Here is a 19,917-nt window from a genome sequence, read left to right on the forward strand (position 1 = left end):
GGGTATTTACCGCTCGAATCTAATTTTGCTGGCACGTTACAAGGATGTAACCATGCAGGCGGTTTTTTCCGGCAACGGCACAGGAATTCTCGATGCAACTGCTTTTCCAGTAAGTAGTTATGCCACATTGCCCGATGAAGAATCTTATTATGCCCACCAATTGATCACTTATATTGGGAATAAACGCAGCTTTATTCGGCCCATCCACCAGATGATCGAAGTGGTAAAAGCTCGCCTCGGGCGGAAAAAATTACGCGCTATTGACCTGTTCAGCGGATCCGGCGTGGTGGCTCGCTTACTGAAAGGGCACTCTAACTACCTAGTTGTTAACGATTTAGAGGATTATGCTCGAGTCATTTCTCAGTGCTATCTAGCCAACAAAAGCCAGTTATCTCATAAACGACTCCGGGAATTGCTTTTTCAATTGAACTCTGTGGCAGAAAGTGGAAGCCGGTTGCTTGATCCAGAAACCCCACCTGTGGGGTTCATTGAAGAGCTATATGCCCCAAAAGATGAAAAAAATCTCACATCTGATGACCGGGTATTTTACACCAGACAGAATGCACGGCGACTAGACCTCTACCGACAGGGGATTAGTCACCTCACAGCTGAATGTGGGGAATATGCAGGCTATTTGCCTTATGTGCTGGCCCCACTGCTCAGTGGTGCTTCGGTACACACCAACACAGCGGGCGTTTTCAAAGGGTTTTACAAGAATCGAGAAACCAAAATTGGGCAATTCGGTGGCAGTGGTGCCGATGCTCTCTCAAGAATCATGGGCAAAATTATGCTGCAAGCGCCACGTTCAGCTCCCACTCCTGCGATGTGGAAGTTATGCAACAGGATGCGAATGAAGTGGCGAAAAAGTGCATAATCTTGATTTTGCCTACATTGATCCCCCGTATAACCAGCACCCGTATGGTTCCAATTACTTCATGCTGAATTTGATTGCCAATTATCAGCGTCCTGAAACTGTCAGCCAGGTTTCCGGGATCCCCACTAACTGGCGGCGATCCGGTTACAATGTGCGTGCCCGGTCCGCAGTACTGTTATCGCAATTGCTGCAAGACCTTGACGCTCGCTTTATCTTATTATCGTTTAACAACGAGGGTTTTATCCCACCTGATGAGATGATGGATCTGCTGCAACAATATGGCACCGTGGAGCGCTATAACATCCCCTACACCGCTTTCCGTGGGAGTCGCAGTTTTCGTGATCGCTCAGTTCATGTAACCGAACAGTTGTTTCTGCTCGAAAAAAAATAAAAAAGCACTCATCAATCTGGACAAAGATGTTCCGCGAGTTTCGCAAGTGCTTCACTTTCAATTTGACGTACCCGCTCGCGAGTCAGACCAAGTGATTCGCCAATCTCCTTCAGAGTTTTGGGATCTTCATCGTCGAGGCCAAAACGCATCCGCAAAACCGTGGCTTCGCGGGAATCCATCTTATCCAAGAGATGCATTACTTGCTTCAAATCGTCCGATTCAATCATTTCAACATCGGGTGCTTTGATGCGGTTGTCAGTCACCATATCGTCAATTGTCCAGCCAGACTCCATCTGGTCCCCCTGCGGAGACAGATTATAGATCTTGATGGCTTTCTTAATGATCGCCAGCCGCTTCTTGGGTAACCCCATAAAGGTGGCTACCTCATCATTCGTAGGTGCTCGCCCCAGTTCATCGGCCAACTGGTTTGTTGCCCGCCGCCATTTTGCCAGCAACTCCACCATGTATGCGGGAATCCGAATCGTTTTCCCAGTATTGACCAATGCCCTTTTGATCGATTGTTTTATCCAGTAACTGGCATAGGTGCTGAAGCGTGTGTTCATGTTGGGGTCAAACCCTTCTACGGCACGCAGCAGGCCCAGATTGCCTTCTTCGATCAGATCAGGGAGTTGTAGCCCTTTACCGGTGTAGCCTCTGGCAATATTAACGACAAGCCTTAGGTTCGCACGTACCATCTGGTCGCGTGCTGCTAAGTCCCCCTGTGCAATTTTCGCCGCAAGTGATTTTTCCAATTCTGCGGTGAGTAAGGGGGTTTCGTTAATTTCCTTTAAGTAAATTTCCACAGGTGTCTGCACCTTTTGGTTTCGACGGGGTTTATCCATGTTGAATGATTCCACCTGTTGTTCCGACGATAGTCGAGTCGCCGAAAGCCCGGAATCCATTCCAACGAGCCAAGTCCTATTCATAACACTTTCTGCATACGGAACCGAAAAGATCAGCCTGATCTTCTCATATTCACAATAAAAAACAGACTCGGATGCTGCAGGAAGAAATTACAATGAAGCCGTAAACGGCACCACAGCATCGTTCGTTGTTAGTGATGATTGTATCGACTTATGCAGCATCAATGCTAGACAAATCGACGAGATAATTCTGCAAGAGTGAAAAATAGGTGGGCAAAAGTTGCGGAAAACTAACACAATCGCTAAGGTCGATTCAATTAATTCCGCAACAAACAGAAATGGTTGCTTGACAACTTTAAACTAATCGAAGCGGCTTAAGATTCTTTTTCTGGAATCGGTAAGAGTAACCCGCCTTGACCAGTACCACCACGGAGTTCTGCTGTAGAAGCCTTTTTCGCAGGTTCAGGAGCCGAAGAAGTTGATTCTTCTGATTGTTCGGATTGTTCAGTAGGATCAACATCGTCGTTGGATTTGCGGCTGAGCCCAATCTTTCTTTCGGCAGAGTCGACCCGCAGCACTTTTACTTCCAGTTCATCACCGACGTTCACCACATCTTCCGGGCTGGCGATCTTGTCGTCGGACAGTTCCGAAATGTGTAACAAACCTTCCAGGCCCTGCTCCAATTCCACAAAAACGCCGAAATTCGTCAGTTTGGTTACTTTGCCTTTCACCAATTGGCCTGGCTGATAACGTCCTGGGATATCACCTTCCCAAGGATCGTTGGCCATTTGTTTCAAGCCAAGAGCAACGCGCTTCTTTTCCTGATCGACGCTGAGGACCTGACAGGTAATTTCCTGCCCCTTCTGCACCACTTCGTTGGGGTGAGTGACTTTACGCACCCAGCTCATATCCGAAACGTGCAACAACCCATCAATGCCGTCTTCGATTTCGATAAATGCACCATAAGCAGTCAGGTTGCGGACAACACCAGTAACCACCTTGCCTGGGGTGTATTTTTCTGCAACCAGATCCCATGGGTTGGGATGGCATTGTTTCATGCCAAGAGAGATTTCCTGCTTCTCACGATTGATGCTGAGAACAATGACCTCAATGACATCACCGATTTTGACCATTTCCTTCGGATCGTTGATCCGGCGGGTCCAGGACATTTCAGAAATGTGCACCAGGCCTTCGATACCAGGTTCCAGTTTGACGAACGCACCATAATTGACGATGTTGACCACTTCGCCAGTGTGCTTGCTGTCTGGTGCGTATCGCTCTTCGATTTTTTCCCAAGGGCTGGGGGTTTTGTGCTTCAGACTGAGCGCGATCTTTTCTTTTTCATGATCAATGTTCAGAATGTAGACTTCGATTTCCTGATCGATCGCAACAACATCCCGTGGGTGTTGCACGCGGTGCCATGCCATATCCGTAATGTGCAACAAGCCATCGATGCCACCAAGATCGACGAAAGCACCGAAATCGGCAATGTTTTTGACGATACCTTTACGGACTTGATCAACCTGCAGTGTGGAAAGGATTTCCCGTTTCTTGATGTTCCGGTCTTCTTCCAATAACTTGCGACGGCTGACCACGATATTGCGACGCTGATCGTCGATTTTCAGGATCATGCAATCAATATCCTGTTCGATAAATTCGCCGATATCCGCTGGACGACGAATATCCACCTGACTTGCAGGCAGAAAGACGTTCACACCGATATTGACCAGCAAGCCACCCTTGATCTTCTTGAGCACTTTGCCAGTAACACGGTCGCCTTCTTTGTGTTTGGCGAGAATATTTTCCCATTCTTTCTGTTTTTTCGCCTTACGGTAGCTGAGCGAAATCACGCCCTGCTCGTCTTCGACGGTTTCCAACAGTACCTGGACGACCTCTCCCACTTTGGGTGGGTTGAGTTCTTCCGTGCCTTCATCACGCCATTCCTGAATTTTGACGATCCCTTCCGATTTGTAGCCGATGTCAATGATGACATCTTCACCACGAATCTCGCGGACAGTGCCTTCAATAATCTTGTTCGCTTCGTAATTAACCGTGTCTTTTTCGATCCAGTTGGACATCGCCAATTCGAATTCGGCTTCGATGCGTCCGTCGTCGTCTTGTGAGTCCAGTTGGTGGATCAGGTTCCGATTTGCCATAAAAAAAGTAACTTCTGTGATGACGTTGCACAACCCCATGTCGGGCAACGTGTAGGTGTACGCTCTCTGCTTGCAGTACACACTGCAATCATTACAGAGAGTAAGTCTGCTATGTTAATTGAAATTGGAGCAAATGGCAGAAGTTTTTCCAAATCAGTCTGATGAGAAGTGCGTCAAAGTCCGAATCACAGGCACAACAATGTATACTTTTGTATACGTTCCAACAAAAAACTACCCATTATTACCCGAAATGACATCAGGACCGCTTCCCGCAGTTTTTTCATAATGGCCATCCCCAGCTTTCTTGTACTGGGTAAAACCGAGTCGGTCCAGATTGGAGGGGCTTAATTTTCCAGCCCCGTATTTGGTAACAGCGTTAGGCATCGCAATCAATCGACGCACGGGTTTGCCATTTTCCGGGTGGTGGGTAAGTGGTTCTTCAGCCATTTTCTGAAAAACTTCAAATATCTCGCCTGCCGCACCATCCTCTTCAACTACCTGATACACGTAAAGTGGCATCGAAACATCCTCATTTGGGTAATATCAAGTATAACGCATTTTGATCATCGGGATCAAATATTCCTGCATTGCCTTCTCAAAATCATATTGCGGTGCAAATCCCCAGTCGCTTCGTGCGGCACTGTCATCCACATCTGCGGGCCAACTGTCAACAATTCCCTGTCGCTTTTCGTCCACAACGACACCAATTTTGGCAGTGGGAAACGCCGCGAGTACCTGTTCCCGAAACTCTGCCGCAGTGGGACTGAATGCACCAATATTATACACGGTCCGGCCAAGCTGAAGATGGGGGGCATCTGCCAGTTGCAATAAGGCCTGGATTGCATCAGGCATTGCCATGAACGGGATACGGGTATCGTCACGCACAAAACAATCGTATGGCTTGCCAGAAGCCGCCGCATGAATCATTTCAGGTGCGTAATCAGAAGTGCCACCGGAAGGCATGGTTAACGCCGAAATCAAGCCAGGGAATCGAATTGCCCGAAAATCAATCCTAGTGGGTGACGGATCTGCCGCCAATTGTTTGTAATTGCGGGAGTAATATGTCCCTAAATGCTCACCATACAGCTTGTTACAACCATACATTGTGGTGGGTGTATTCAACTGCTCTTCGGTAATTTTCGGCAACTTTGCCTTTAAGGCCAGATCAGGTATCCCGTAGGCAGCAATCGAAGATGGGAATAGAAACTTCACCGATCTGCCATGCGATTCGCATTCTTTCTGTGCGAAATCCAACATCATTAACGTGCCTTCTACGTTCACGCGGTGGGCTGTCATCGGAGCGAACTCGCCACGAGTAGAAAGAACTGCAGCAAGGTGAAAAATGAGATCAATCTCATATTCTGACAGAATGCGGTCCAATAGTTGGGAATCCAGTATCGACCCCACATAGTGGTGCTGGACTTTCGCATGCAATTCTGGCTGAAGTGGGGCTAAATCGAGCGTGATCACACCCTGATTCGCCTTTTGAGAGAGTTGTTCAATCAATCCATGGCCAATTTCGCCACTGGCACCAGTGATCAGTGCCACCGTTTTCCGCGACATTCCTGAAATCTTCTTTTAGTGTTGGTTGAAAGCGTATATCGTATGAAAAAATGCCTGAAAGTACGTCGCAAAACACACCAGTCGAGAAAGTGAGATGAACAGGAAACTACAACGTCGGGAAATGTTGCAATGGTCAAGCAGTGCCCTGCTCCTCAACCAGTTCTGGCCGGGGTGGGCCAACTCGCAGGAAAAAGCCCCCGCGGAGTTCAGTTTTATCGTTGTCAACGATCTTCATTTTCAGACTGAAAAGTGCCCAACATTTTTTGCTCGTGTGATGAAACAGATGAATGATCAAATCGAAAAGCCCCGATTTGTCCTCGTTGCGGGCGATCTCGCCCAGGATGGCACCGAAAAAGAACTGTCTGGGATCAAAGAAAGTTTAAAGAAACTGCAAATGCCATACTTCGTGACCCCTGGAAATCACGATTACACACCTAAAAATGATCGAACAATCTATGAAAAATTGTTTCCGAAATCTCTGAATTATTACTTTGAAGAGGGTGGCATTACCTGGCTGATCATCGACAGCACGGAAGGCACCAAATACAACAATACCACCATCAACAAAGACACCCTGGTCTGGCTGGATGCCACACTGCCGAAATTGGACAAAACCAAGCCAATGGTGCTGCTGACACACTTCCCCCTGGCAGCCAAAGTAACTTACTGTCCGAAAAATGCCGAGGAAGTTCTGAAACGCTTTCGCGATTATCCTCTGCGGGCAGTATTTTCTGGTCACTTTCATGGCACCACCGAAAACGAATCTGGTGGCGTACTTCTTAGCACCAATGTCTGTTGTGCCATCAGCAGAAACAACCACAACAGTCAGAAAGAAAAAGGTTATTTGCTCGTCACTGTGAAAAATGGCAAACTAAAGAAAAAGTTCGTTGCCGTGGAAACTACAATTTTGTGAGAATATCCTCACCAATCAATCTGATATTCGTATAATCATTGAAGATGTTCCACGTGGAACACTGATGACTGTTTGAATGTCATTGCGATTGCCTTGCAATCTCTCTTCATTCGCTTAAAATAACATTCTTACCTGAAAATCTCTGCTAATGCGGGGAAGTCGCATCCTGCTGGCCATGCCGGCATTATCCTGGGAGTCGTTGATGCGCTGTTTCATCTCGTTGTGTTTCTTCTTGACTTCAATCATTGGTGCGGTGGGTGATGAACACTTTGAAAAACGTGTGCGACCGCTGCTGATCCAGCACTGTTACAAGTGCCATGGTGAATCGAAGCAGAAAGCAGACCTGCGAGTGGATAGCAAAGCTGCCTTACTTGCAGGGGGTGAATCCGGCACTGCACTGGTACCAAATGATCCGGACAAAAGCTTGCTGATTAAGGTCGTGAAATATGCCGGGGATACGAAAATGCCACCAAGTGGCAAATTGAGCGATCAGGAAATTGCCGATTTGACTCATTGGGTGAAATCGGGCGCTCCCTGGCCTGGCAGTAGTTCTCCCGCACCAGTGAAGCCTGAAACGCAGATCGATTGGAAAAAACGGGGAGAATTCTGGTCTTTGCAGCCACTTTCCAATCCCACGATTCCTCTGAATGAAAACTCGAACTGGGCAAGCAATCCCATAGATCAATTTATTCTGAAATCCTTACAGGATAATCAGTTACAACCTGCCGAACGTGCAGACCGCCAGACACTGATTCGACGCGTATACCTTGATTTGCTGGGTCAACTTCCCCCACCGGAAGCCGTGCAGGAGTTTGTCGACAATGTCCAACCTGATGCTTATGAACAATTGGTTGATCGCTTACTCTCTTCCCCCGCCTACGGGGAAAGGTGGGCACGGCATTGGCTGGATCTTGCTCGTTATGCTGACACCATGGGGCATGAATTCGATTTTGAAATCTTTCAGGCATGGCGATATCGCGATTATGTCATTCGCGCACTCAACGAAGATTTGCCATACGACGACTTTGTGCGGGAGCAGATAGCAGGCGATTTACTACCCATGCCACGTTTTCAAGCAGGTTTGAATCAATCGGTACAAGGCACCATGTTCTGGCTGTTAGGAGAAGGCAAACACTCGCCAGTCGATGTTAAAGCAGAACAGGCAGATCGGATCGACAACCAGATTGATGTGTTCTCAAAGACATTTTTCGGGCTGACGGTGAGTTGCGCACGTTGCCACGATCATAAGTTTGATGCTATCAAAGCACGCGATTACTACGCGCTTTATGGCATCCTGTCCAGCTCACGCCAGACGAAGGTGTATCTGGAACCACTGGCGATCCCGCAGGTTGTTTTACTAGAAAACCAACTGAAAAAACTGGGCGAGTTGGAAACAGAACGTATCAGCAACCATTTACAAACTTCGTTGATCAATGATGCCAAATGGACTGAAATCCTCTCCAAAAACGATTTCATAAAACTGTTTCGAGCAATCGCTCAGGCACCAATCGCTCAACGACCGACGCTGGCGAAAAACTTGCGTGAACAGCAGACCAACGTCGAACCTGATCCATCAACTCCTTGGCTCTTTCACGGTCAGGCCTTTGCTTTACCCGCAGTGGGTGCTGCAAAACTGACTTCACCCCACGCATGGTTGGGACCTGTCAACAGACTACCTGGTGCCGCCCAGTCGAAAACTTTTGTCATCAAAGATAAGTGGCTACTACTGCAGGTTGCAGGGCGAAATCTGACGACCAAAATTGTCATGGAAGGCTTCCAGTTGATCCAAAATCCGATCTACGGTAGTCTGAAATTCAACATTAATCACCCAGAACCCGCTTGGCACGCGATCGACATGTCAATGTGGCAAGGCCGTCGTGTATATGTGGAAGTGCTGGCACAGGGTAACGGCCACGGTGGGGTAATTTCCGTTGCCCAACGACCAGATCGAAATCCCCCACCTGTTCAAATGCCTACAAAACTGATCAACTTACTAGGCAACTCAGATCAAGCCGATTTCACCACCAAAGTTCGTACGACCGTGCTGGAAATCGTTCAATCGTGGGCAAAAAATGGACAACTCAGCACTGAAGAAGTCAAACTGATCGAGAGTTTGCTCCATTTCACAATACCTTTACCAAAGCCCTCAGAAGCAGAATTGGCTGCGATTCAAGAAATAAACAGATTGCAGCAAACGATACCAACTCCAGAACAAGGTATCGCGTTAACTGATGGGCCTGGTCTGGACGAATATGTTTTTATTCGCGGAAACCACCGCAATGAAGGCCCTACGGCACCTCGGCAATTTCTCGATTGTTTTGGTGGATCGCCCACTGCAGGTGGGAGTGGGCGACTTGAATTGGCCGAGAAAATTACCAGAACACCCAATCCGCTATTGCTGCGGGTTATTGTTAACCGGTTATGGCACCATCATTTTGGACAGGGAATCGTTCGCACTCCCGATGATTTTGGCGTCCAAGGTCAACCACCAACACATCCAGAGTTGCTGGACTGGTTGGCAGCCGAATTGGTACGGGGGAACTGGTCGTTGAAAAAGATGCATCGCCTGATGCTGACAAGCAGTACCTACCAGCAGTCAAGTCAGACAGATCCCAAAAGTGATGAGAAAGATCCCAAAAATATGTGGTGGCATCGCACCAATGTGCGGCGAATGGAAGCGGAAGTCATTCGCGACACGGTGTTTCAACTTTCAGGTAATCTTAGCCAGAACATGGGTGGGCCTGGAATTGCCCCGCATCTGACGCCTTTTATGATCGGGCGTGGTAGGCCCGCAGGTGGGCCTCTGGATGGTCACGGCCGGAAATCGATTTATCTGCAGGTTCGCCGTAACTTCTTAAATCCCATGATGTTGGCGTTCGATGCACCGCAGCCATTCACAGCTATTGGCAAACGTTCAATCTCATATGTTCCAGCACAGGCACTGGCTCTGATGAACAACCCGATGGTGGAACAACAGACCAGGAAATGGGCTGCACATTTACTGGAAAAATATCCTGATGCCGATGAGCGGATTTCGCGAATCTACCTTCAGTCATTAGGAAGAAAGCCATCGGTTGATGAAAGAAATCTCATCATGTCGTACTTGCAGCACGAACAGGAACTCAACCCGAAACTCGGTCAGGATGCACTGTGGGGGATGATCACCCACATGATGGTGAATACCAAAGAATTTATCTTTATTCGCTAACTGCTTCATTAGTAAGCAGTTGAGTGAATTCGCATCTCAGTGTTTCCTTTTTTTCCCAAATTTTCGACAAATGCACTTGCGTACATAAAAATTACTGAATATAATTACACAATCATCTGGCGATCATTTACTGAATCGTTAGCGGGCGTTAGTGCCCAGGAACAGGTAGATCGTGGATACTGCATTAAACATGCTGTGTACAAGTATCGGCCCCACCAGACTTCGTGTTCGCGTGGCAAGATAGGCCAGTGCAATTGATAGCACAAACAGCGGCACCGGTGTGGGCCATACCGATGCATGAAATGCTGCAAACAATGCAGATGAGGTAATCAGAGCGGCCACCTGCATTCGACTGCGTAAGCGAAATTCGCGTCGCAAACCAGCTTTATTGGGCAGATAAAACATTAATGGGAGTAGAGAACAGATGAAAATAATTGGAATGGAATGCAAAATCAACAGTCGAATCTGCACTACTTCCATGAGTTGATGGATGTGCGGCATCGCGGCAATCATGACCGCCATGAGCATGGTCAGCAAATGCCGTTGTTCTGGCTCCACATTCATAGGACCGTTTGCTGGTTGCTGTTTCGTTGCAGACAGCCAAGGCAACAACACCCCGCGGAAGACCAGTTCTTCACGAATCGGTGCAGAAACAACAGCAACCAGAATGATCAGCAATTTTTCGAGCCTGCCTGCGGTTTCTCCAAGGATACCCAGGGGATGTTGTTCTGGTTCCTGACCTAAAAGATATACTTGCAAGGCACTGACAATGGCGTAGCAAAGAAAAGCCATTGGCGTAATCAGCAGCCAGGTCCAATAACCTGTGAGTAAATTATGAGAAAACTGCCCTAGCCGCAGTGGGTGGTAATTACATCGGTAGTGCGTAATTGCAGTAATCAGCAGCACTTCCAGTGGCAATGCGAACAACGATGCCCATAGGTAATAGAGGATGAGGGAGCGTTCTTCATTCAAACGGCCAACGAATTGTTGGCCGTAGACAAACTGAAAAAAGCCCAATTCAGTGAGTAAGAGCCGCACGGTCATGGGCAGGAGGAGAAAAATGGCAAAAACAATCACTACTGTGATGCCATCTGGCGCAGGCTGCTTTGGTGCCACATGGATGGTAGACCCACGACGCTGGCGAAATAAATACAAAACCAGCGCAGCCAAGCCGCCCACAAGGGCCACGACCAGGCCAGCCAGTGTCAGTTGCACGACGGTATCGAATTGCCCGGGCATTTTCAGTCCTGATGATCGATGCCTGAATGTATACTATGAAAAAGATGCCTGGAGAGTCGGTTTATCCGACACTTTCTTCTATCAAAGCCATATTATCCTTTCAGCCCTGCGAGTAACCCTGTGCGAGTAATTCAATTCAGCGACATTCACATCAGTGCGAAAGTACCCTGGTACCTACCGGGAACCTTGTTATCCAAACAGGTGACAGGATTGCTGAATTATTCCTTCCGCCGCAAACAGCGTTTTCGGTATGCGATTCCGATTGTGCAACAGCTTGTGAAGCGTATTCTCAACGACCCACCAGATCTGGTGTTGTTTACTGGTGACGCCGTTGTCGTGGGCGCCACGCCTGAATTTCAGGCAGCGATGGAATTATTAAAACCACTGACCGACTCTGCCATTCCCAAAATAGCGGTACCTGGGAACCACGATTTCTATCGCTTTGAAAACGCACATGTGCGACAATTTGAAACGGCATTCAGCAAGTGGTTCGTGGGTGAACGCGTAGGAGAGGCTATTTTTCCGTTTGCACAATACCATCAGGGAATCTGGTTTGTGGCAGCGAATTCCGCAAGGCCAAACCATCTGGCCTGGGATTCCCGTGGGCAATTTGCGAATTCCGGGCGGGATTTATTCCCACTGTCGAAGCTGTTGACCCATGAAAGAAAAGTACTGGTCACCCACTACCCTGCCGCACTGGCAGATGGCACGCCAGAACCTTATTGGCGGCGACTCCGCCCGGCACCCCTGGTGCACCAATGGATCGCTGAAAATCAGGTAGACATGTGGGTACATGGGCATCAGCACCGTCCCTTCGTCCGCCAACCCAGTGAAAAATTGCCCTTTCTGCAGGTATGTAATGGCAGCACCACGCAGGAATTTCTATGGGCCTACCATGAATACCTGTTTGAAGAAGATCGTGTTCTGATCAACCGTTATCAGTGGGATGTCGACAATGCTGATTTTCATCAATCGACATCGTTGAATTACGATGCCCCTTCACCAACAACTCAGAACCCAATCATTAACAAAGGAGCTTGAGGCACCAACAATGAAACTTATCACTCTCCACCGTTTTGTCCCGTTGCTTTTTACAATTCTGTATTTGGCAGCTCCGATTACAGGATTTGCACAGAAACAGTTCGGCTTTGATAACCGGAAACCATCGGGCCAGGAGTATTTAACTCCAGAGCAGACAATTTCACGGATGAAAGTTGCAGAAGAATTTGAAGTCAAATTGTTCGCGGGCGAACCTGATTTATCAAATCCGATTGCCTTTACCATTGATGAACGTGGGCGGGTCTGGGCGATTGAATCGTTTGAATATCCCAGCCGCACGCCGAAAGGGAAGGCACCCCGCGACCGGATTGTGATTCTGGAAGACACCAATGGCGATGGAAAGTGCGACAAACGCACCGTGTTCGCCGAAGGAAAGATTTTCCTGTCATGCCCGAACGTGCCAAAAACCAGCGGGGAGCCTTCGACATGGCAAGTGGTATCGAAGTGGGCCATGGTGGAGTCTATATTGGTGCACCGCCTTATTTATGGCACATTGAAAATAATAATGACAAACCAGGCAAATTTGAAGTGCTGCTCAGTGGATTTGGAAGCGAAGATACCCACGAGACTTTAAACACATTTCAGTGGGGACCGGATGGCTGGCTTTACGGTTTACACGGGGTTTTCACTCACTCGAATGTGAAACAACCTGGAAATGAAGATGCAATCAAAATGAACGCTGCGGTTTGGCGATACCATCCCACCCGAAAAAAGTTTGAAATTTTCTCGGAAGGCACCTCGAATCCGTGGGGTATGGACTGGCGTAATCAGGATGGCCAATTCATTCTGGCGTGCTGCGTCATTCCCCACCTGTACCACATGGTTCCAGGTGGGATCTACCGACGACAGGCCGGGGCGAGTTTTAATCCCTATGCCTACGACTATATTCCAGAAATATGCGACCATACCTTCCACCGTGAAAGTGGTTGGGCACATGCGGGACTGATTGCTTTGGATGCCCCACACATTCCAAAAAAATATCACCAGAATGTGATCTTTGGCAGCATCCACGGCTGTTCTGTGAAGCAGAACAAATTAACTTCGGACGGTGCCAGCTTTAAAGCCACGAGAGAAGATGACTTCCTGATTTCTGGCGATAAAAACGTTCGACCGATTAATCTGAAGTGGGCACCCAACGGGGAAATCTATCTCAGCGATTGGCACGATCAGAATCCGTGCCACCAGGCATTGCCAGAAAGCTGGGATTACCAGCGTGGTAGGATCTATCGAATCAAACTGAAATCAGCTACTACCACAGTTGCTCCGGACTTAAGCAAACTTACGCGAAAAGAATTGTTCGAATTTGCAAGCTACAGGAACAAAAAATTCGCCGTTGTCCCTGATTGGCTGAGAGATATTTCAGAAGATGACCCATGGCTGAACCGGCAGATCATGCGTTTGATCTCCGAAGAAGCTGCACGGCAGCCGTTCAAAATGGATCAGCTTCTGTCTAACGCAGCTTGGAATGAAGTAACATTCGCTGGCAGCGACTGGTTCGCAGCTTTTGTGAAAACCAAGCCCAATACCACACAACTGGCAATTGCAGTTCGGTCACTGGGGAATAAACAAACGCTTTCGAAGGCCGATCTGACAGCATTAGATGAGGTTGCCCGCACCAATCCCGATGTGGTGGTGCTACGGGAAATGTTATCGTTATCCATCCGATTTCCGAATGAAGCGAAACTGATCAGTTTCGCCCAACAGATTTCGACAACCACTGGTGTAGAAAAAGATCGACTGTTGCCCTATCTGGCCTGGTTTGCACTCGAAAAACAGTTTGCTAGTGATGCACAATCGATCACAGACCAGATCACCTGGTTAATAGATCAGGCCCCCAAAAGCTCTCTGGTGCGGGAGCAATTATTGCCGAAAACGATTCGACGTCTCGTAGCAAAAGGAGATCCCCAATCCTATGATTTATGCCTGGAAATCGTGGAGCAATCGCGTGATAATGCGGTGCGGAAAGTTGCACTGAATGCATTGGTGAAAGCCCTGGAAGGACGCACCATTCAACCACCCAAAAAATGGTTCACTTTGCAAGTGCGATTGAACCATGAAGCAGATAAGGATTTGACGAAGTTACTGGATCAACTTGCGGTTCATTTTCGCGATCCTGCCGCTCTGCAACGTGCATTTAACATGGCCACTTCTGCTAAGGCAAGTGTTTCCGAGCGTGCCGAAGGTCTGCGTGCTGTGGTACTGCTGAAGCACCCTCAGGCACTACAGGTCTGTCAGGAGTTCGCAAAGCAAAGCACTAATCCAGAATTGCAGTTACTGGCAATTCGCCTGTTGCCAAATTTTTCAGACAGTAAAGTCGCTACCACACTTGTTGAACAATGGGCAGCGTCGCCCACAGTTGTTCAGTCAGAGATCCTGAATGTTCTTGCCAGCAGAAAAGAATGGGCAAAAGTCTTACTCTCAGCAATGTCCGCAAAGAAAATTGATCGAATGAAAGTGAGTGACAATGTCATCACCCGAATCCAGTCATTTGGTGACTCTGAACTGGAAAAATTGATTTCCAGTGCCTGGGGCAAAACCCGTCCCACTTCGGCAGATCTATTGAAAGTTATTGATCAGATGCGGGAAGAATTAGACCGTACCCCCGCCTCCTACGAACGCGGCAAAAAGGTTTTTGAAGCCCAATGTGCAAAGTGCCACAAATTTGATGGCAAAGGAGCCGAAGTTGGCCCTGCACTGGATGGTGCAGCACGGGACATTGAATATATTCTTGGAAATGTGATCGATCCCAACCGGGTGATAGGTGCCCCATACTTCATGCGTACCATCATTTTGTTGGATGGTCGCAATGAAGCAGGGCTACTTGCAGAAGAAGATGCCCAATCCATCACCATCAAGGGCGAAAATGGAACATTAAAGCGATTTGAGAGGAAAGATATTGATACTATCAAAGTACAGGAGAAATCGCTGATGCCGGAAGGATTGACCGCGGGAATGTCGAAACAGGATTTTCGCGATCTTGTTCGATATGTCATGGTTCATCCTTATGTGAATGAATATGTCGTGAATGGAAAACCAGTTTCGCTAGGAACAAGTGGCTTTCTGAAACTATCTCCCACTTCTGGAACTGAATCCACCTCAGTCAAAGCAAAGATTGAATCACCGAAAACGCTTACCACCAATCTTCTGCTAAGTGTGGTGGGGCAGTATGAGGTGTTTATGAATGGTAAGCAAATTGCCAAAGGAAATGGACTGCCGAAAGATAGTTTTCGGCCAGATGATGAGGCTTATCCAGTGCAAATACAACAAGGGGAGAACATTCTGGAAATTCGGCTGGCTGCCAGCAAGAACCCTGCAGCACTGACCGCTCGTTTTCAGGATAGTGAACGACTGCTGAAGTATCCAGAATCGACGTTATCACCCCAGGTTGAACCAAAGTCAGATTGGAAATAATTCCCTGAACAGAAATACCCAGTGATTAATGGCTACTCGTGAAAAGTGACCCAGTTGCCATGGGCATCGATTACTTCATTTGGGCGAAACTTTGCCTTGTATTCCAGTGACTGACACCCCTGGACGTAGTAGCCCAGGTAGACATATTTTAGCCCAGCCTGGGTTGCGGCTTGAATGATTTTGCACACATTATAGGTACCAAGTGATCGATCACGGTAAGCAGGATCGTAGTAAAAGTAAATCGCCGACAAACTTTCCTGCAAGCGATCCACATACCCAACTGCAATCAGTTTGCCATCCAGTCGGAAATTCCATTCTTCACTGTCAAAGGGATTGTCACAAAAGGAATCGGCATAAGCAGTGGAATTAATTGGTGCCCGATCCTGCCATCCACGATGATCCGATTGAAACAGATGGTAGCGGTGGTACAGTTCTAATTTTTCGTCGGTAACGCTTGGGGAAGTAATCTCCAGAGTCAGATCGTTATTTTCCTGAAGAGAGCGTCGCTGACTGCGATTCGGCCGATATTCTTTTACGGGAATTCGCAATGACTGACATGCTCGGCAGCCGTTACAGACTGGATGAAACATCGAATAACCGAACCGGCGCCAGCCCTGTTTCATCTGCTGTTCGTATTCTGCAGGCGTTGCTGACAGCACAAACTGAAAATAAAGTTCCATCTTCTGCTCACGCAGATATGGGCAACTACAAGGCGGGGACGTGAACTGATGGATAATTAGCATAACAACATCAGAAATCAGACAACAAATTCCACATGGACAGGCTCTGGAATCAAGCGAATACGATATGCTTCTTCCAACAAGCGCTGAACAGCCTGTCGACCACGGTCGCCGTAATCAAGTGTCCAGTTGTTGACGTACATACCCACAAATCGATCTGCCAGATCCATTTCCATGTCTCTTGCATATTGTAACGCATATTGCAAGGCTTCTGTACGATGATAGAGGGCATATTGGATACTTTGTTTCAAATATTTGCTGATCCGCTGAATGGTTTCAGTACCCAGATCCCTGCGCACGACATTACCGCCCAAAGGCAGTGGGAGCTGGGTTTCCTGCTGCCACCATACACCCAGATCAACTACCAGTTGCAAGCCCTGGTTCTGGAAAGTAAGTTGGCCTTCATGAATAATCAGACCCGCATCGTACTTGCCTTGCTCCACAGCCTGCAGTATTTCGTCGAACGGTAGCACATCATAAGAAAATGGCCCACCAAGATACAAATTCAGTGCCAGAAATGCTGTCGTCATCGTACCGGGAACCGCGATCCGAATCGAACTCAAATCGGTTTTCGATAACGGCTTTTTGCTCACTACCATCGGGCCATAATGATCTCCCATGCTGCACCCACTGGGAAGCAACGCATATTTATCCATCAGGTGGGCGTAGGCATGGATGGAAACGGCAGTTACTTCCAGTTCCCCATTCAGCGCTCTGCGGTTCAGTGTCTCGATGTCCTGTAATTCATGCTCAAAATGCAATTCTTCAGTGTCGATCTTGCCATTCGCCAAGGCATGGAACATAAAGGCATCGTCCGGGTCGGGACTATGCCCCACATGAATGGTTCTTTTGGTTAATGTTGTTGACATGAAATGTTCCTGATAACTAGTGGTAATATACGGATTCAGAAAATCAAACTTAATAAATGAACCGCAATATTGGCGGTGAAATAACGCCAGAGTGTGAAATCAGCTTTGGGGATCGAGAAACCGATCTCGACTGTACATTTCCTGGTTCGAGAACCAAATTACGTTGGAGTGGGCAGTTCCGGGGAGTTGGATTTCGCACGTGGTAAGTCCCTGGCAGCTTCCGTTTTCCATTCTGCCAGTTGTTCAGTAGACCACTGAATCCGCTGAATCTGATCTGCTTTTCCAGTAACGCTGTTCATCCGTACGACAGCGCCGGAAATTCGCACATCCCCACTGGCAACATCAAACATGCTGGGAATAAAACTGGTGGTGGTTGCTAATACGCGATCTGCACGTCGGCCCAGAATGCTGTCATGTGGGCCTGTCATCCCCACATCACTGATAAATGCAGTCCCACCTGGTAGGATCTGTTCATCTGCTGTGGGCACGTGGGTGTGCGTGCCCAGCACCGCAGAAACCCTGCCAGCAGCGTGGTGGGCCATCACATATTTATCTCCCGTAGCCTCCGCATGAAAATCGACTAGTATGGCATTGCTATGCACCTTCATTTGTGGGAGCAGGCGTTCCAGGGCCGCATATGGACAATCGACTGACTTCATGAATGTTCGGCCCTGAAAAGCACAAACAACCAGTGATCCTCCATGATCGTTTTCAAGTACCACATATTCCTTACCGGGTGACTGTGGGGGATAATTTGCCGGTTTCACAATCGGATGATCACCATTCAGGATGCTGATAATTTCCGATCTTCGGTAAATGTGATCGCCCATGGTAATGGCGTCGACACCGGAATCCCGCAGTTGGCGATAAATGGAGGGAGATAATCCTGAGCCACTATTGGCAGCGTTTTCAGCATTTGCAACGACAAAATCCAACTGAAATCGCCTGCGAATCATGGGCAGGTAGGTTCGGATGATCGATACACCGGGCGAACCGACAATATCGCCGATAAAAAGCACTTTCATTTTCGGTTACCGTGCGAATTCTACCGCACGGATCTCCCGTACGATGGTTACTTTAATTTCACCAGGATAGTCTAACTGTTGTTCAATCGCACGAGCAATATCGTGCCCCAGCTTGATTGCCTCGGCATCGGTAGTCATTTCAGAATTGGCAATGATCCGAAGTTCTCTGCCCGCCTGGATAGCAAATGCCTGATCTACACCGGGGAAACCGCATGCCAATGCTTCCAGTTCTTCCAGCCGTTTCACATATTTTTCTAATGTCTCGCGTCTGGCACCTGGGCGGGAAGCACTGATGGCATCTGCAGCAGCAACCAACACTGTATAGATGTGGTCCACCGTAATGTCATCGTGGTGACCGGCAATCGCGTGCAGCACGTCTTTATTCGTTTCGCCATAACGTTTAGCCAGTTCAGCACCAATTTTCGGGTGCCCACCTTCCATTTCGTGGTCAGCTGCCTTGCCAATATCATGCAATAATGCACATCTGCGCGCCAACTTGGCATCCAGCCCAAGTTCTGCCGCCATCATTCCAGTTAAGTGGCACACTTCCAGACTGTGGACCAGCACATTCTGGCTGTAACTGGTGCGAAAACGTAATCGACCCAATAAGTGCACTAATTTTTCATGAAGATTGGCAATCCCCGCATCCTGGACAGCGTTCCGACCGTATTCCATGATTTTCAGGTCAATTTCTTTCTGGGTTTCCTGCACTACTTCTTCGATCCGTGTGGGATGAATTCGACCATCTACAATAAGTTTCTGCAAAGAGAGACGTGCCACTTCTCGCCGAACGTTGTCAAATGCACTGACAATAACCACCCCGGGGGTGTCATCGACAATGACATCAACACCAGTCAGTTTTTCAAATGTGCGGATATTCCGGCCTTCTCGCCCAATAATTCGGCCCTTGATATCATCTGAGGGAATATCGACAGTACTGACAGTTGCATCGGCTGTATGGGCAGATGCAAATCTCTGGATTGCTGTCGCCAGATGCTCCCGAGCTTTGACTTCTACGGTAGCTTTAATCGATTCTTCATGTTTTTGAATTCGAATCGCAAGCTCGGCAGATAGTTTTTCCTCGAGACGCACAAAAAGCTGCTGTTCGGCAGATTCGCGATTCATTCCGGCAATCGCCTGCAATCGCATCATTTCTTCCGCGATCAGTCGTTCCCCTTCTGACTGGATGATTTCCAGTTTTGCAGACTGCTCTTCCACCTTTTTGCGGGTGGTTTCAATCGATTTTTCTTTGCGGCCGATTTCTTTCTGGCGGGCGTCGAGGGTTGCCTCACGCTTTTCCAGCTTTAGTTCGCGGTCATGAATTTCGTTGCGAGTCTGTTCAATTTCTGCGTTAAACTTTTCTCGACGCTGAATGAAATCGTCTTTTGCTTTCAGTTCCGCATCTTTGGTAATTCTCTCGGCATCACGTCTGGCTTGTTCGATCAGTTCTTTGCAGCGGATTTCCGTTTCTTTTTCGCGTGCTAGTGCCTTGGTTTCGGCATCGGCGGCTACCGCCTTGTTCTGCATACGAAACAGAAAAAATCCTATCGCCGCACCAACGATCAACGCCAGTGACATGCCGAGGATGGCTACCTCGGTGGACATT

The 19,917-nt window shown here is 48.1% G+C and carries 16 protein-coding genes; 7 read left to right on the forward strand and 9 right to left on the reverse strand.

All coding sequences use genetic code 11. From position 1 onward, the window contains the following. The first annotated feature begins 52 nt into the window (after positions 1 to 52). Both R3B84_07595 and R3B84_07600 read left to right on the forward strand, forming a co-directional pair. The gene (locus tag R3B84_07595) at positions 53 to 874 is read left to right on the forward strand and encodes a DNA adenine methylase (protein MEZ6140420.1); all 822 of its coding nucleotides are present in this window, start codon (positions 53 to 55) and stop codon (positions 872 to 874) included. Then, entirely contained in the window at positions 867 to 1,265 is a 399-nt protein-coding gene (locus R3B84_07600; GenBank protein MEZ6140421.1) for a DNA adenine methylase, read from the forward strand. Before R3B84_07595 ends, R3B84_07600 begins: the two co-directional genes overlap by 8 nt. A gap of 11 nt (positions 1,266 to 1,276) precedes the next feature. Here the strand turns inward: R3B84_07600 and R3B84_07605 are convergent, their stop codons facing one another. The 4 genes from R3B84_07605 to R3B84_07620 all read right to left on the reverse strand — a co-directional run bounded on the left by R3B84_07605 (position 1,277) and on the right by R3B84_07620 (position 5,847). Further along, positions 1,277 to 2,107 carry an RNA polymerase sigma factor RpoD/SigA gene (locus R3B84_07605; GenBank protein MEZ6140422.1) on the reverse strand — a complete coding sequence of 277 codons (831 nt, stop codon included), beginning with the start codon at positions 2,105 to 2,107 and terminating at the stop codon, positions 1,277 to 1,279. A 395-nt stretch (positions 2,108 to 2,502) separates the two neighbouring features. After that, a complete protein-coding gene (locus R3B84_07610; protein MEZ6140423.1) occupies positions 2,503 to 4,284 on the reverse strand; it encodes a 30S ribosomal protein S1 in 1,782 nt (593 codons plus the stop codon). Between the two features lie 231 nt (positions 4,285 to 4,515). After that, a complete protein-coding gene (locus R3B84_07615; protein ID MEZ6140424.1) occupies positions 4,516 to 4,803 on the reverse strand; it encodes an FmdB family transcriptional regulator in 288 nt (95 codons plus the stop codon). A gap of 24 nt (positions 4,804 to 4,827) precedes the next feature. Continuing rightward, positions 4,828 to 5,847, reverse strand: a complete 1,020-nt coding sequence (locus tag R3B84_07620) for an NAD-dependent epimerase/dehydratase family protein (protein ID MEZ6140425.1) — start codon at positions 5,845 to 5,847, stop codon at positions 4,828 to 4,830. Between the two features lie 94 nt (positions 5,848 to 5,941). On the opposite strand from R3B84_07620, the gene R3B84_07625 reads away from it, so the two are divergent. Both R3B84_07625 and R3B84_07630 read left to right on the forward strand, forming a co-directional pair. Then, positions 5,942 to 6,760, forward strand: coding sequence for a metallophosphoesterase (locus R3B84_07625; GenBank protein ID MEZ6140426.1), 819 nt, complete (start codon positions 5,942 to 5,944; stop codon positions 6,758 to 6,760). Between the two features lie 232 nt (positions 6,761 to 6,992). Beyond that, complete coding sequence (locus R3B84_07630; protein ID MEZ6140427.1) at positions 6,993 to 9,968, forward strand: PSD1 and planctomycete cytochrome C domain-containing protein; 2,976 nt, start codon at positions 6,993 to 6,995, stop codon at positions 9,966 to 9,968. Positions 9,969 to 10,106: 138 nt separating this feature from the next. Here the strand turns inward: R3B84_07630 and R3B84_07635 are convergent, their stop codons facing one another. After that, positions 10,107 to 11,207: a CPBP family intramembrane glutamic endopeptidase gene (locus R3B84_07635; protein MEZ6140428.1), complete on the reverse strand. Its 1,101-nt coding sequence runs from the start codon at positions 11,205 to 11,207 to the stop codon at positions 10,107 to 10,109. Between the two features lie 120 nt (positions 11,208 to 11,327). Between R3B84_07635 and R3B84_07640 the strand changes: the two genes are divergently transcribed. The 3 genes from R3B84_07640 to R3B84_07650 are packed head-to-tail and all read left to right on the forward strand — an operon-like array spanning position 11,328 to position 15,677. Then, positions 11,328 to 12,248, forward strand: coding sequence for a metallophosphoesterase (locus tag R3B84_07640; GenBank protein ID MEZ6140429.1), 921 nt, complete (start codon positions 11,328 to 11,330; stop codon positions 12,246 to 12,248). 10 nt (positions 12,249 to 12,258) lie between these two features. Continuing rightward, a complete protein-coding gene (locus R3B84_07645; protein MEZ6140430.1) occupies positions 12,259 to 12,840 on the forward strand; it encodes a hypothetical protein in 582 nt (193 codons plus the stop codon). Continuing rightward, the gene (locus R3B84_07650) at positions 12,732 to 15,677 is read left to right on the forward strand and encodes a c-type cytochrome (protein MEZ6140431.1); all 2,946 of its coding nucleotides are present in this window, start codon (positions 12,732 to 12,734) and stop codon (positions 15,675 to 15,677) included. The genes R3B84_07645 and R3B84_07650 overlap by 109 nt, the downstream gene beginning before the upstream one ends. Positions 15,678 to 15,709: 32 nt before the next feature. Here R3B84_07650 and R3B84_07655 read toward each other — a convergent pair whose 3' ends face one another. The 4 genes from R3B84_07655 to rny all read right to left on the reverse strand — a co-directional run bounded on the left by R3B84_07655 (position 15,710) and on the right by rny (position 19,916). After that, positions 15,710 to 16,420 (reverse strand): arginyltransferase, encoded by a 711-nt coding sequence (locus R3B84_07655; protein ID MEZ6140432.1) that lies wholly within the window; start codon positions 16,418 to 16,420, stop codon positions 15,710 to 15,712. Between the two features lie 14 nt (positions 16,421 to 16,434). After that, a complete protein-coding gene (locus tag R3B84_07660; protein ID MEZ6140433.1) occupies positions 16,435 to 17,286 on the reverse strand; it encodes an MqnA/MqnD/SBP family protein in 852 nt (283 codons plus the stop codon). Positions 17,287 to 17,444: 158 nt separating this feature from the next. Continuing rightward, positions 17,445 to 18,311 carry a TIGR00282 family metallophosphoesterase gene (locus R3B84_07665; GenBank protein ID MEZ6140434.1) on the reverse strand — a complete coding sequence of 289 codons (867 nt, stop codon included), beginning with the start codon at positions 18,309 to 18,311 and terminating at the stop codon, positions 17,445 to 17,447. Positions 18,312 to 18,317: 6 nt separating this feature from the next. Next, a complete protein-coding gene (gene rny, locus R3B84_07670) occupies positions 18,318 to 19,916 on the reverse strand; it encodes a ribonuclease Y (protein ID MEZ6140435.1) in 1,599 nt (532 codons plus the stop codon). Position 19,917 lies beyond the last annotated feature (1 nt).

Source organism: Zavarzinella sp. (assembly GCA_041399155.1).
Classification (GTDB): Bacteria; Planctomycetota; Planctomycetia; order Gemmatales; family Gemmataceae; genus JAWKTI01.

Coding starts and splice junctions, on each gene's coding strand:
- R3B84_07655 (MEZ6140432.1), bottom strand. CDS start 16,420: ATGCTAATTATCCATCAGTTCACGTCCCCGCCTTGTAGTTGCCCATAT.
- R3B84_07605 (MEZ6140422.1), bottom strand. CDS start 2,107: ATGGATAAACCCCGTCGAAACCAAAAGGTGCAGACACCTGTGGAAATT.
- rny (MEZ6140435.1), bottom strand. CDS start 19,916: ATGTCCACCGAGGTAGCCATCCTCGGCATGTCACTGGCGTTGATCGTT.
- R3B84_07635 (MEZ6140428.1), bottom strand. CDS start 11,207: ATGCCCGGGCAATTCGATACCGTCGTGCAACTGACACTGGCTGGCCTG.
- R3B84_07625 (MEZ6140426.1), top strand. CDS start 5,942: ATGAACAGGAAACTACAACGTCGGGAAATGTTGCAATGGTCAAGCAGT.
- R3B84_07595 (MEZ6140420.1), top strand. CDS start 53: ATGCAGGCGGTTTTTTCCGGCAACGGCACAGGAATTCTCGATGCAACT.
- R3B84_07610 (MEZ6140423.1), bottom strand. CDS start 4,284: ATGGCAAATCGGAACCTGATCCACCAACTGGACTCACAAGACGACGAC.
- R3B84_07620 (MEZ6140425.1), bottom strand. CDS start 5,847: ATGTCGCGGAAAACGGTGGCACTGATCACTGGTGCCAGTGGCGAAATT.
- R3B84_07645 (MEZ6140430.1), top strand. CDS start 12,259: ATGAAACTTATCACTCTCCACCGTTTTGTCCCGTTGCTTTTTACAATT.
- R3B84_07660 (MEZ6140433.1), bottom strand. CDS start 17,286: ATGTCAACAACATTAACCAAAAGAACCATTCATGTGGGGCATAGTCCC.
- R3B84_07665 (MEZ6140434.1), bottom strand. CDS start 18,311: ATGAAAGTGCTTTTTATCGGCGATATTGTCGGTTCGCCCGGTGTATCG.
- R3B84_07615 (MEZ6140424.1), bottom strand. CDS start 4,803: ATGCCACTTTACGTGTATCAGGTAGTTGAAGAGGATGGTGCGGCAGGC.